The sequence below is a fragment of the Allosphingosinicella sp. genome (assembly GCF_036403745.1).
Lineage (GTDB): Bacteria > Pseudomonadota > Alphaproteobacteria > Sphingomonadales > Sphingomonadaceae > Allosphingosinicella.
Window position 1 is genome coordinate 41,815 of sequence record NZ_DASWQI010000062.1, and the last position, 13,027, is coordinate 54,841.

General features: G+C 63.7%; 9 protein-coding genes. All 9 read right to left on the bottom strand.

Annotated features, from left to right (window positions below; translation table 11 throughout):
* Positions 1-7: 7 nt before the first annotated feature.
* The gene (locus VGC56_RS12090; protein WP_464125166.1) at positions 8-1,123 is read right to left on the bottom strand and encodes a glycosyl hydrolase family 18 protein; all 1,116 of its coding nucleotides are present in this window, start codon (positions 1,121-1,123) and stop codon (positions 8-10) included.
* Positions 1,124-1,135: 12 nt separating this feature from the next.
* A complete protein-coding gene (qhpG, locus tag VGC56_RS12095; RefSeq protein ID WP_464125168.1) occupies positions 1,136-2,524 on the bottom strand; it encodes a flavin-dependent monooxygenase QhpG in 1,389 nt (462 codons plus the stop codon).
* On the bottom strand, positions 2,524-3,852 hold the full coding sequence (locus VGC56_RS12100) for a radical SAM protein (RefSeq protein ID WP_464125169.1): 1,329 nt from the start codon (positions 3,850-3,852) through the stop codon (positions 2,524-2,526). Before VGC56_RS12100 ends, qhpG begins: the two co-directional genes overlap by 1 nt.
* A gap of 6 nt (positions 3,853-3,858) precedes the next feature.
* Positions 3,859-4,710 (bottom strand): hypothetical protein, encoded by an 852-nt coding sequence (locus VGC56_RS12105; protein ID WP_464125171.1) that lies wholly within the window; start codon positions 4,708-4,710, stop codon positions 3,859-3,861.
* Positions 4,707-6,092 carry a hypothetical protein gene (locus VGC56_RS12110; RefSeq protein ID WP_464125173.1) on the bottom strand — a complete coding sequence of 462 codons (1,386 nt, stop codon included), beginning with the start codon at positions 6,090-6,092 and terminating at the stop codon, positions 4,707-4,709. Before VGC56_RS12110 ends, VGC56_RS12105 begins: the two co-directional genes overlap by 4 nt.
* Positions 6,089-7,516: a ferritin-like domain-containing protein gene (locus tag VGC56_RS12115; RefSeq protein ID WP_464125174.1), complete on the bottom strand. Its 1,428-nt coding sequence runs from the start codon at positions 7,514-7,516 to the stop codon at positions 6,089-6,091. The genes VGC56_RS12110 and VGC56_RS12115 overlap by 4 nt, the downstream gene beginning before the upstream one ends.
* A 504-nt stretch (positions 7,517-8,020) precedes the next feature.
* Entirely contained in the window at positions 8,021-9,205 is a 1,185-nt protein-coding gene (locus VGC56_RS12120; RefSeq protein ID WP_464125176.1) for an FAD-dependent oxidoreductase, read from the bottom strand.
* A 121-nt stretch (positions 9,206-9,326) separates the two neighbouring features.
* On the bottom strand, positions 9,327-11,192 hold the full coding sequence (locus VGC56_RS12125) for a flavin monoamine oxidase family protein (protein ID WP_464125178.1): 1,866 nt from the start codon (positions 11,190-11,192) through the stop codon (positions 9,327-9,329).
* Positions 11,193-11,285: 93 nt separating this feature from the next.
* Positions 11,286-12,569 (bottom strand): heme-binding protein, encoded by a 1,284-nt coding sequence (locus VGC56_RS12130; protein WP_464125180.1) that lies wholly within the window; start codon positions 12,567-12,569, stop codon positions 11,286-11,288.
* Positions 12,570-13,027: the final 458 nt, after the last annotated feature.

The window sequence follows — 13,027 nt, forward strand, 5'->3', positions numbered from 1 at the left end:
TTCGTCGTCATTCAGCGCCGGTCGCCTCCGCCTGATCGATGGCCGTCATCGCGGCAGCGCCTTGAAGCGGCAGCCACTGATGGAAGCAGCGCGAATCACTGATGGTCTGCTGACCCCACAGGACATTGGAGATGTCGCTCAGCGCCTCTCCCGAGTCCGTCCCCACGTCGAAGATCATTATGCCTCCAAATCCATTGCTTCGGATGAAGGTGGCAAGCACCTCTGCTGCGCTCTTATCGTAATTATCAAGGGTGACCCCCGCAGCAAGCTGCGCCTTCACCATGCCGTCGCGGAGATATGGATCGAGGCGCGATGCGCCGTCGCCACCATAACTCATCTCCCAGCCGAAGCTGAGATTCTCCGCCAGCGTGTGGCCGTTCCAACTCGCCTGGAAGAATTGTGAGTCTTGCCACAGGGCTTTCGAGACTATCTTGCCCGGCAACGCCTGTCGAAGAAGGGTGGTTACCCACCCGAGGGAATCAGCAACCGGCGTCCCGGCTGAATACTCGTCGTCGATGTCAATGCCGTCGAGACCATAGGTTTCGACGCACTCGACCACTTGGGAGACGAAATTCCTGACGTCGACCTCGTTGCTGAACTCGGACCATCCCGTAGAGGCGTGATCGTTGAGGATGCTCAGCAGGACGACGATGCCCTTCGACTGGAGCGCCTGTATATCGCCGCTGGCGAGTGCCGCCGAGACGCTGTCGTTGAAGGTTAGCTTCGCGCCCCCGTCTACGTGATTCCAGCCGATATTGGCGGCGAAAATGCAGGCGATGTCGAAAAATTCTCGGCCATCGGCGAGTGTGTAGCAACCGACATTGACCAGCCTTTGGTCGTTCGCCTGGACGTAGGCGGTGGCGAAAAAGTCCTTGGTGTAGAGGTCGCAGCCCGGAAGCACTCCAGGTGCCGGAGATCCAGCGAAAAACAGGACGTCGCCGGCTTGGAATGAGCCTTGGCCGGGAACTGTCGCCGCCGTTCGGAAGTAGAGGAAAAAATCCACTCTTGGATCGATTGTGGCGGCGCGCTGAGCGGCCTGCCAGTCCAGGGTACTTGTCCGCCACAGCAAGCCGCTCCAATCCGTCTGATTGTTGCCGGTATCGACGCTCGTCTGGTAAGGCATGCTTTTCCCTTTCTAAGGGGCTGTGTCGGAGGACGGCGTTGCACTTCGGCTCAGGATGCCGAGTTCAATGAGCCGCTTTAGTGAGTGGTAGGGCGCCGGGATGGCTAGGCGCTTAGCGAGATCGGCGGCGCTGGCGGGCAGGTGGCGGCTGAGGAAGGGTGCCAGCTCGATCCCACCGAGGAAGGCAATTGGCCGCCCGTCCGCCGGAGGAACGATACCCGGCCTCGCCTCGATGAATGTGGGCCCGATCGTCGCCACCGCCTCGAACCGGGCCTCGGCGGAAAGGACAAGTTTCTCCGCCGGCGCCAACGGCCTCATTGGACCGGTCGGGCCCTCAGGTTGCGCGCTGGCCGATCGCACTTCCCAAAACGAACTGCCTAAGCCGCTCCGATTCTCAGCGTAGACGGCACCGGCCCAGGCAAGGTGCCTCCGGAACGTCCGTTTTTGCTCGGAGCGATAGAAATCGAGCGCCAGCGCTGCATTCCCTGGCCGGCGTAGGAGTGTGTTGGCGACGATGGCGCCGGTGAGAGCGGTGGCGATCGCCTTTTGAACTCCGGATGCTGAGAGAGGGTCTAGGGCGAAGGCCGCCTCGCCGATCCTGAGCCAGTCGGCGCCGGCGACCTCGTCCCCTTCATAGGCGCTCGAGTCGCAGAGGCGCACCGGGCCCAGCATCCATGCTCCGTCGCGGCCCAGCAGTCCGGCCGCCTTCAGGTCGGCGCGGTAGCTTCCTTCAATGTCTCCGCGCCGCCGGCGAAGCCCTTCCTTGTCGAGGAACAGCATGATGGAGCAGCCGAGGCCCGGAACGGGCGCCGCCCAGATCCAATGGTCGGCGCCGGCCACGACCGCGGGCCGGGTCGGGGCCCGGCCGCACCAATAAGCGTGAAGGGCAAACGTGGCGGAACTCCGCACGCGGCGGCGGCCCAGAAACCCTGACCGGCCGGAGGCGTCGATCAGGAAGCCGCAGTCGACGATCTTCCGGCCCCCGTCGACGTCGGCTTCGACGCGCCACCCGGAGCGGGTGCGTATACACGATCGCGCCCGGGCCGGCTGAACCACGATCGCTCCGCGCCGCTCGGCTTCGATCAGCAGCGCTGAATCAAACCGCCCTCGGTCGACGGTGACCGCATCCCAATGCGCGGGCCGCACCTCCCAACCCCCGCCCCACCGGATTAGTGACGAGTCGAACCGCAATGCGCCGACCCGACCGAGCAGGCCGCCCGAGCCGAGACTGCCGAGCTGCGCCGCGACCCCGGGGCTGAGCGCCTCGCCGACATGTACACGCGGGAATCGCTCTCGTTCGAGGAGCACGACCCGATGGCCGAGATCAGCAAGCCGCATGGCGGCGCAAGCGCCCGCGGGGCCGCCGCCAACGATCCCGATATCGGCGTTGATTTCGGCCATCAGAGCACGCGGTCGAGCAGGCGGTCTCGAGACAGCCTGCCGTAAACCTTGATCGAATGGTGCAGCCAGCCTCGAATGAAGTCGCAAGCCGGACGGCCTCGGCTGAGCGTCTCGTGATGGCAGCCGCCGCCGCACAAATACCTCGCCCAGCAGCCGCTGCAGGGTTGCTGCCGATCAACGTGCCGTCCGGCCAGCCAGGCGCTCTGGCGCTCGCGGTCAACTCCGCGAACCAGATCACCCATCGCTCCCGCCTCATCTCCGACGAAGCGATGGCAGGCGGCGAGATCTCCGTCCGCTGAGACGCCGAGATACCCAGCGCCCGCGCCGCACGGATAGGGGCGATGGGTCCCCTTGTGAATCTCGCGAAGCGCGTTGAGAAGGTTCGCGAACGGATAACGCCGCCCCGCCCGAAGATGTTCTTCGAAGGCGTCGGCGCAGGAGACCATCTCGGCCAGCATGAGCGCGAGATCGCGCGCCTCCATTTCGTGGCGCTCCGACGGCGCGCTCAGCATCGGCGAGAAGCCGACGCTGTGGAAGCCGAGGGCCACGAAGGCGTCCAAGGTTTCGCGCAACGCCAAGTTGGCAGGGGTCACGGTCACCCGCGCCGAGACCTGCATCCGGCGCTGCGTCTCTAGCAGTGGCTTCGCGCGCTCGACAATGCGGTCGTAGCTGGACGCGCCGGTCTTGAATGGCCGAAGCCGGTCATGGGCCGTTCCGATTCCGTCGAGGCTCAGGGTGACGGCAAAGCCGTGCTCCTCGAAAAAGGCAGCGTCGTCGGCGCGGAGCAGGGTGCCGTTGGTCGTAATGGAAAAGGTCAGCCTGACGCCACGGCCGGCGGCGCGCTCTGCGGCGTAGACTGTCGTGCGGCGGAGCGCCTCGCGGGCGACGAGGGGCTCGCCCCCGAGGAAGGCCAAGTTGGCGCGCTCGCCGGGCTTCGTCTCCTCCAACAGGAGATCGACTGCGGCACGGGCGGTCTCCTCCGTCATGCTCTTGGCGGGCTGCCCGAACTCGCCGCCCTGAGCGTAGCAATAGGTGCAGCCGAGGTTGCATTTCTGAGCGATAGCGAGGGAAAGGGCGCGGACCGCGAAGCGGCGCGGGGGCTCCGCGGAAATCGCCCCTCGGCCTTCGAGCCCGTATTCCGTCATCAGCGCCCGAAGCGATCCGCCGGTGGGATCGGCGAAGGCCTCGCGAACCGCCTCGGCGATGTCGGAGTCGATGTCGAACAGCCGGCTTCCGTCCACCAGGAAGAGTTGTGCGCCGTCTTCGCGATCGAGCAGATGCGCGTCGGCCAAGCGCGGGCGGGCCGCCCTGAACAGGACTTCCGCCACGCCCACTCAGTCGCCCTCGCGGCGATCGCGCCGGTCCTGCGCGTCGGTGCCCCCGATGATGAAGCGCAGATGGCCTTGCCAGTCCTTGAACAGGTCGTCGTAGGACCACAGGCGCGGGTCCTTCCGGTCGTCTGGGACGTAGGTGCTGGTAGGCTCCTTGGTGAGCCACTGCTCACCGGCCGTGACGCCCTCCGGCGTGTCGGTGACGTTCACATAATCGGGGCGGCTCGCTGCCCAGTAATAGCAGGCGCATTCGCGGTAATCGTTCTGCCAGGGCGAGCACAGGCCCTCACTGAACTCACCCGGATCGGCGAGTGCTGGGTTGAGCACGGCGGTAAGCTCGTCCGTCGCATTATGGGCGAAGAAGTGCCGCATCTGGAGCTCGACCTTCATCAAGCCATCGGTGCTGGCTGGAGGCACAATTTCCTCGGTAGCGTCGGGCGGGCCAAACCAAGCTGTGACCTTGTGGCCCTGGCTGTACCAGAGCCGCGCGAGATTGTTCGACCATTCCATGAACGACACGCCGTTCGGGTTGGCCCCGGTCGAGATCGGCCCGTCCGGTAGCCCCGGATTCTGCACTCCGGTGGTGACGACTGCGGTCGCGCGCAGTGCGTCCCCGTCATCGATCAGGAGCAGGCGCCGCGTCTGGAGATGAAGGAACGGCTCCTGCGCCTTCACCACATAATTGTTGTGCTCGCTGAGCTCGACGCCGACGAACATCCGACGCCACGCCGTGCGGAAATCGAATTCCAGCCCCGGGAAGCAGTTTGAGATCGCGGAGAGAGGGCGCGCATTCGCCGGGTTGCCGCGGCCGCGATAGCTGAGCTGCGCTGCCAGATTGGCCGGCTCGATGATCATTCGCTCCTCCTGCCGTCGGCCTCAGTGAACAGAGTTCCTATACAGCCCGAAGCGACGGTCGCGATCTGCCGGCGCGTCAGCACCAGGTGGCGACCGTCGGCTCCGCGCATCATTCCGGGCATCTTGCGACGCCCAAGGTCGGTGAGGTCGCCGACTTCCTCCGGCTTGCGCAACGTGTCCGCGAACCAGGCGCCGGTGCCGCTGCGGACCGCCGCGAGGATTGCCTGGTGGAGGGCAAGAACCGCGTGCTGATCCACGATGCTGGGCGCCATGATCGGCGCGTAATAACGGCCGAAATCGTTCGAATCCTGCCGCACCATGGTGCTCGCGGCATTGATCCGGCCCTCAAGCGTGTTGCCGTTCATCGCCGCGGTGTTGAGCAGCCGCACCGTCTCGACCGCGCGGCGGACGATCTCCTCGACCTCCTCGATGGTCGCCGGCTTGTCGTGGTCGGGGCCGTGAAGCCATTGGTCGAGATCGTCATGGACGGTGCGGATCGGGATCGCGTCCGGGGCGAAGGTCGGCGGGCCAGCGCCGATCCGCGCCTGCGCCTCAAGCGTCTTTCCCTGCACGTCCAGCCGGGCCGAGACGATCCCGTCGCACTCGTCGTCCAGGTAACCCCAACTGATCTGGTTGCCCTGCGCATCCGACCAGCCGGCATAGATTGCCCCAGGCTCAGTCTGCAGCGGCGCGAGCGTATTGCCGTCCGTGAACCCCACCCAGCCCTTGTCCGGATCATAGACGATCTGCTCGTCGTTGAGGAGAATCGGGTCCGGCTCTTCTGCGTCGGCTGCGGTGTTGCGGGTCGTCTGGGCTCCGTAAACAAGACCGGCGGCGGGCGTGTAGCGCAGCCGTATCTCGGGAAATCCCGCGTTCGGCTTCACATATTGGACATGCCCGAGCGGCAGCCGCTTGCCGCGCCGGAAATTGTCGCACGTCCCCTCGAGGGCGGTGCGCCGATGGTCTTGGAGCGTCACTTGCGCAAAAATCCTGTCAGCCGGGTTCCCGGTGCGCCGCGCGATCTTCACGTTGCCGACGTGGATCGTCCAGCGCACGTCGGCGGGCGTCAGACCGTGCGCTTCAAGCAGCTCGGTGGTTAGCGGCTCGAGCACGTCGGCCGCGGTACGAGCCCACAATTCCAGGAACGGCGCTACCGGTCGGACCTTGGAGCCGTCGCGGAATCGGACCTCCTCGGGCACATACGCTTCGACGATCTCGCCGCTGTGGGGATCCAGCCGCAGGGTCTCAGCGGGGACAATGCGGCGATAGCCGAGCGGCTCGTGCGGGTGGGTCTCCAGATCGTAACTTTCGAGCGGGGTGGCCGAGGCGCCGAGGCGGGCGATCGCGATCGGCGGCAATATCCGCAGCTCTAGGATGCTCATGCCCATCCTCCCATGCGGGTGCGCCGGCCGCCAGCGCCCTCCACCAACTCGTCGAGCGCGACCCGCCGTCGGGCGTCGATGGCCGCCATCGAGTCTAGGTAAGCTTTCTCCTCGGTCGAAGCGTGCGGCCGCAGGCGCTCGACCAAGATCTTGGCGGCGCCGATTAGGTCGACGTGGAGGCGCCACGCATCGGCACGCGCAGCTGGAAGCGCTAACGAATAAGGCATTTCGAACGGTGGGCCGGCGCGAGGTCCGTCGGCTTCGTCGGCGGGCTTCGTCACCAGCAGGTTAGAGACCGCGCGCAGATTGTACATCTCCGCGAACGTCGCTTGGAGGACGAGGCCCCGCGCCTCGGAGTCGGGGTGCTGGCCGGAGCCGTCCGAAAGCTGGAAGCTGTGAGCGAGATAAGTGAGCAGCATCCGGTAGCGCAGGTTGAGCAGATGGGCCCAGTGCCGGGTCTGCCCATCGGCAATGTAGGTGAGGCCCTCGAGGCCGCGAACGGTCGTCGGGTTCGGGCAAAGCCTGCGTACCGCAGGCCAACTGCCCTCTTTCGGAAATGCCTTCCACAGCTCGAAGAAGCGCCGGAAGTGCGAATGCTGGCCGGTCGCTGTGTCGCGGTCCGGTGCCTCGCCCTGCGCCGCGACCGCCTTCAGAGCATCGACAGCGCTGGCGCGCGAGTACGCCCGCTGCACAATCAAATCTGGAGTTTCGTCGCCGGGGCTGGCGGCGCCGCGGGCTCCGTCGCGATACCCGCGTCCCCATTCGTCCCACGACGCCTGGTAGGGCAGCGTAGAGGCCTGGAACGCGCTCTCCGGGACCAGGTCAGGATCGGAGAGCAGCTGGATCATGAGTTCGTAGAGCTTCCCGACCCGGTTCGGCTTCGCCGGCTGCCCGGCTTCGGCGAGCGCGGTGATCTCCTTGCGATACGGCTCGGCATCGGCCGGCCATTGCTCGGGGGATTCGACGTAGACGTAGCGAGCCAGCGAGGCGGCGCTCAGCCGCTCGAGCGAAAACGCGAACGGTGCGAAATCGACGTCCCAGGGAAAGTCCTCGCGCTCGAAGTTGAGCGGCGCCCCGAGCAGTCGCAGCACGTTCTGCACCGTCACGAAGTGGGCCATCTCCTCCTTCGCGATCCCGAGCAGCACGGTCTGCCACTCCCGGACCGTGTCGCGGTGCGCTTCCGGCACGTGCGGGCCGCCGAGCGAGTAGGCCGCGAAAAGATATTCGACAAGCAGCGCATGCTCGACCTCCGCCGCAACGTGCAGCAGGTAGATGGCATAGTCGCGCGGGACAAACCCTGCCGGAATGGTCACGGCCGCACCGGCACCAGGCTCAATCGCCGCCTTCAGCAGAACGGCGCGCGGGGCGGAATCCGCGTCGTCCGCGATCATCCCCGACAGCTTATGAGCGACGCGCCTGCGCATGCATGCCTCCCCAACGGCGTAGCGAACGACCCAAGTCGGCGGCCACAAAATCGACCGACTCGCCTGCGCGCTTCGAGCACAAGCTGCTTCCCCCGACCTCGATCGTCAACTGCTTCAAAGAATCGTGAGCAGTCGAGACCTCTAATTCGCTGCATCGATGGCCGAGGCGGCTAGGGCGCTTCGCTGCACAGCACCTCGGCATCTGTCGAAGAGATGGGGAGTGTGCCTATCAGAGTGAACGCTCCGTCTTAGTGCGACGATGGAGCGATGGCGCTAGGTGTCCTGAAACAGCTCCGCTTATCTCTCCCAGCGACGGCCGAAGCGTGTCGATGTAGCCGTGCCTAGCCTGGTCGAGCGCCCGCGGTATCTTTTCTTTTCGCGGTCTTGCAGCGTCGGTAGGATGTCCAGCTGGGCGTATCCGTGGCATTCCCATCTTCGAGGATGGGGTCATTAGCGGGAAACTTACCGAGGTTGGCGGGCGGTTCAGTGACGAAGGTCGCCCCTTTAGAGGGGAGCGAAGATCTTGTCGCCCATCCTGAACTCGGAAATATCATAATCGGTGCGCCCGTGCAGGGTCAGGTCGGAAAGGATCCTACCGATCAACGGCACGAACTTCCCGGCCCAGCCGGTTGCGTAGATTACAATGTTGGTGTGGTTGTGTACGTACGGCGGCGCGAAATCGATAATCAGCTCCTTGTTCTGTTCTTCACTCAGAGCGACAAAGCATGTCGTCGCGAAATGCGGCTTGGGATCCAGGCCTCGCATGTGGCGCCTGACCCACTCGGAGGTATATCGCAGTTCGTCGACGTTCGGAACCGAGGTCCGCTGTGAGGGCTCGGTGAGCGGCTTCATCACGAAATCCGGCGCAGTTCTGATATAGCCGGGGCGGTCCCAGCTCACTTCAGGGAAGCCGTAGAACTGGTTGCCGTTTGTGTGGACCGGGTTCTGGAAGACGAACCACGTCGGATATGTGACGTTTGGATCAGTCTTCTTGAAATAGCACGATGACATGTTCCAGTAGATAAGCTTGGTTTCGAAGCCGAGCAGGCGGACCACTTCGTCGATATAGGGCCCGGGCGTCAGCACCAACTTTTCGCATGTATATGTACCGTGACGGGTGCTCACCTCGAACGTCTTGCCGCGTTGGCGAATGCCGACGACGCGCGAGTCCTCCTTCAGCGTCACATGGGGAGAGGCCTGGCTTGCCTGGAGGAGAGTCTCGATCGTTGCCTTGAGATCAATGCTGGCTCCGTTCGGCTGGAATAGCCCGACATAGGTGGATGGCAAGTCGCGGAAATTGAAACGCTCCTCGATGTCCCTGGCTTTCAGGGTGGTGAACTTCACCTTCTTTGCCTGGAGGGCGGTTTCCGCCGCGCCGATGTTCCCCTCGGTCGAATGGACGGTGGGGTCGCCGAACCAAAGGGTGCCTACGAATTCCCGCAGAGGCTTGTCGGTCTCCTCCTGGAGCGCATCCCACAAGGGAGTGGCCTTGAGCGCCATCTCCACCATGTAAGGTTCGGGGTACGGAATACGAAACTGCCTAGAGACGCCGGCAGAGCTCCCCAGCTCGTTGAGAAACGTAAAGCGTTCCAAAACAAGCGTCTTGGCCTTGTTCCCGGCGAGATTGTAAGCCGTTGCCAATCCAATCGCGCCGCCGCCGATGACTATCACGTCGAAGGTATCAATCATGCGGCGAAGCTCCTATTCACGAACGCTGAGCATCCATTAGAAACAAGTCTCGGCTAACCGGGCGCAGCCTCACCCCAATCACCGGATGTGGAGCTCACGAGTCGATTCACACATCAGGGCACTAGCCGCGATGGGCTCTGTTCGGCCGCATCGCGCGGCGATCCGCGGCTGTGGCCTTGAGGGTCGCTTCGAGAGGCCCTGCCTCACCCATTCCGGCCGTGCAGATCAGGGTGTAGTCCGTGCTCGCAAACGGCGCCAGGCCGAGGAAGTCCTGCAGGACCGATTCCGCGACGCACAGCGCGCCTTCGACCCATGCCTGGTCGAACGAGTAGCAGGAGCCCACGATGTAGGTCTTGCGATCGGGGTTCTGCAGGATCTTGGCGTAGGGTGCGCGAATATGGTCCATCGCCTTGCAGATATTGTAGTGCGCAGACCAGCCGTGATAGCCGGCGCCATAGGGATCCTGCCCCCAATCCTGGAAATACAGGGCGGCGGGGGTCGGAATCTGGTCGGTGTGCATCCCGTGCAACTCGGCAAGCTGCTTCATGAGGATCGCCGCCAAGGGCGAATCCACCGGCACTGCGGTGGGTCCGACGAGAGGCTGCCGGACCGTCGGCGGCGGCACCGGGTAATCGCCGGAAATCTCCAGTTCGCGCCAGAAGCCCGAATAGTTCATGTCGTCGTAGCTGGCGAGGAGAACGTAGGGCCCTCCTTCCGTACCCGGTCCCTCCGGTATGTTGTTGCCGAAATAATAGACCATCCTGAGCGGCAGGTCCGTTATCGAAGGACCGCCGACGCCTTGGCTGTCGGGCGCTCCGGCGGGCACGGTCAGCCGGGGCGGGTAGACGCACTCCGGGCTCGTCCACCAAGCTTCGTCGAAGACCATCACCACCTTGATCGCCGGCTGGTCGATGGAGGAGTCGAGCCAGTACCGGACGGCGGGCTCGTTCAGCATGTAGCTTTGGGGGCAGGCGTCGGCCACCAGCTCCAGCGACCGCTTCGGCATGGCCAGGAACAGCTGGTCGGCAGATACGGTCTGAGTTCCGCCACCGCCTTCGAAGGTGCAGACTGTCTGGCCCTCGTCGCCCTCCGACAGGCTGGTGAGCTGCTGACCGTAGAATATGCCGGAATCGGGGAAGGTGGCCGCGAGTGTCTTGATCTGGTCCGCGAGGGTCTCGAACAGGATGCTGTATCCGCCATCAAGGCGCTTGTAGAACGTGCTCGAGCCGTAATCGTTGTTGGCCTGCATCGCGTCCGCCGCGTTCCAGTTGATGACGTTCGAGGTGTAGCCGGTGCCATCCGCGCTATAGTCGAAGCCTTCGTCCCCGAACTTGTCGTAGAGAAGGTTCCAGTAGCCGATATCGCGGATCGGCGTTCCCGAGGGGAAGGCGACGCCGGCTGCCTGGCTCGTCACCGCTCCCGACGCATAGTATTTGCACCAGTTGGTTCGATCGGCATTGCTCGTGGTGAGATTGGGCGCAAAGAGCGCGGCGATCGACCCGAGAAGGTTGTCCGCCGTGTATGGCGTGGGGACTTGCTGCGACTGGACGAAGTTTAGGAATTGACCGTTGAACCCGTATGGCAGCGCCTGGAGCGACTGCATGGTGGTCAGCGTGTTCTCATACACGTGCCGGCCGCGAAGGTAATAGAGCCGGTAAGGCGATTCGTCGAAGTCGACAACCTTGTGGGCAAGCCCCAGCGCGTCGATCGTCGTCTGGACGAGAACATGGCCCTGAACGATCGAGTCGGGGAAGTTCTTGTCCACCGCAAAGCGCATTCCTCCGAACTCGGAATAGAGGCCGTTCGGTTTCGTGTTCGGAGGATACAAGCCGTCCGGGAACGTGTACGTATAGATGCGCCCTCCCGGCCGCTCCGACCATTCGTAGAGCTGAACCGAGTCGTCGCTGGCGAGGGTTCCGCTGCTCAGCAGCCGGTAGGCGGTATAGAGTCCGGCGGCGCCTGCGCCGACGATCACGTATCGTGTCATGCATGGATTCCCTGCTCGGTCAGGCGCTCACGCCTGGACGTGTGATATCCGACTCGCACCAGCGGCCGCAAAAAGGTCCTTCCCCTCCGAACGCTAGTGCACGTCCTTCCAGATCGATGAGGGCGGCACGATTGGCGTCGTGGAATGGAGGGTAGCCACTGACACGTGCGGCCAGCTCAGCGGACCGAAATTAAGCAGGACCACCTGCGAATATTGGATTTGGGTCGAGTGGACGGTGATCGTGATCGGCTTCGGGATCGGGAATGGCGGGTGGATAAGGAAACTCTGAGCAGGGATGCCGAGCTGCGGGTTGGGCGCCGTTGGAACGACCAGCGGCGGCTGCCCCTCGCGGAAGACCGGGATCGTGATCTTGTGCTCCACCGTCTCGATCCAGAAGGTGGACTTCGCGCCAGCGAACATCTTGGGCGGCGCACCGGCCTGGTGGGCGGGAATGTTGGCATTCGCGGTCAGGAAGGCGATGTTTGCATTGCCACCGCCCTGCGAAGGGATGGACAGGACCGGCGGGACCTCCGGTGCGCTCGCCACCTCGATGGTAATTGTGTGGACGATATTCTGGTGAGCGATGGCGTTTCGCAGGAAGCTATTCGGGTCGTCCAGCAGTGCCTGCGTCATTTGACCGCTGGCGATGAACGGCCCGAGATCCTGGGGAATCCGGAAGGTGTGGGGGTCGCCGGCAGTCTGGCTCGGGAAGCGGAAGGGCGCGCCGTTCGCCGTAAAAAAAGGCGTAGGATCGACCGGCGGGATGTTCGGCGGTCCGGCCGTGCTGGTGCTGCTTCCCTGGAGGTTGACGGTCGTCCCGTGCGGTATCGATGCCATCCTGACGACGGTGACGCCCACCGGGGGTATGGTGCTCGCGGGCACCTGGAGCCAGACTCCCGGCTCGAAATGGATACCGACGGGGGTCCCTTGTGTAACGTCGTTGACGGCTTGGACGTAGGGAACACCGTTCAAAAAGAGATCCGCTTGGTTGCCGAAGCCGCGGTTTGGAATGTTGCCCAGCGTTCCTTGCGTGAAGGACAGCGTCTCCTCTGTCAGGTTGAGCTCCAGGATATTGTCGCTTGGGCCGTTGGCTGGAGCAGGCAGGTGCGTCGGGGTGGCGGTTCCGTTGGGCCTGAAAATGAGGTTGAAGCCCCGGCCAGCGAAAGTGCCCCGGAAGGCATCCAGCGGCCCCACCGGCGCCGGAAAACTTAACGCGGCCCGCAGCCGCTCTTCCGGAATCGCCCGCACCTCGTCCCAGTGAAAGCCGGGCGCAAGCTCGATTTGGGCGCCGCGCTGTAGGGCGACGGTCGGGCGCAGGAGCTCCTGAATGCGAGGATTGTTCAGCAGCTTTTCTTGATCGTTGCTAGTGTCGCTCATCGTCGTACACCTCCCTGATCGTGCTCCTGGAGAGAGTGTGGCAGTATCAGGCCGTCGAGCGGCTTGAGCACAATCAGCCAGGCAAAGGTACTTGAGAACGCTACAATCGAGCCAATTAACCCGAGGCGTGCATCCATCTGCACCCGTTTGCCCCGACGACTCGTTGGTACCACGCAGATTTAGTTTTCTCAACTCCCGGGATGTGGCATCGCAATGGTTGCGACGACCGCATGGGTTGATCGGGGCGCCAACAACCTGACCTCGGAGTATCTCGATTTTCCTCGAGCTTTCTCCTTATCTGCAGTGTTCCTAGAGGTTCTTGCGGTGTCTGGCCGAACAATGGTCAGCAAAGCATTACCCCCTCAACGATGACCCTGGAACTGGTAATTATTAATGCCGAAACGGACATAATTTGAGCGCCGTTTTGATCAGTGCCGATTGAGCGGGCAGCTGGCGAG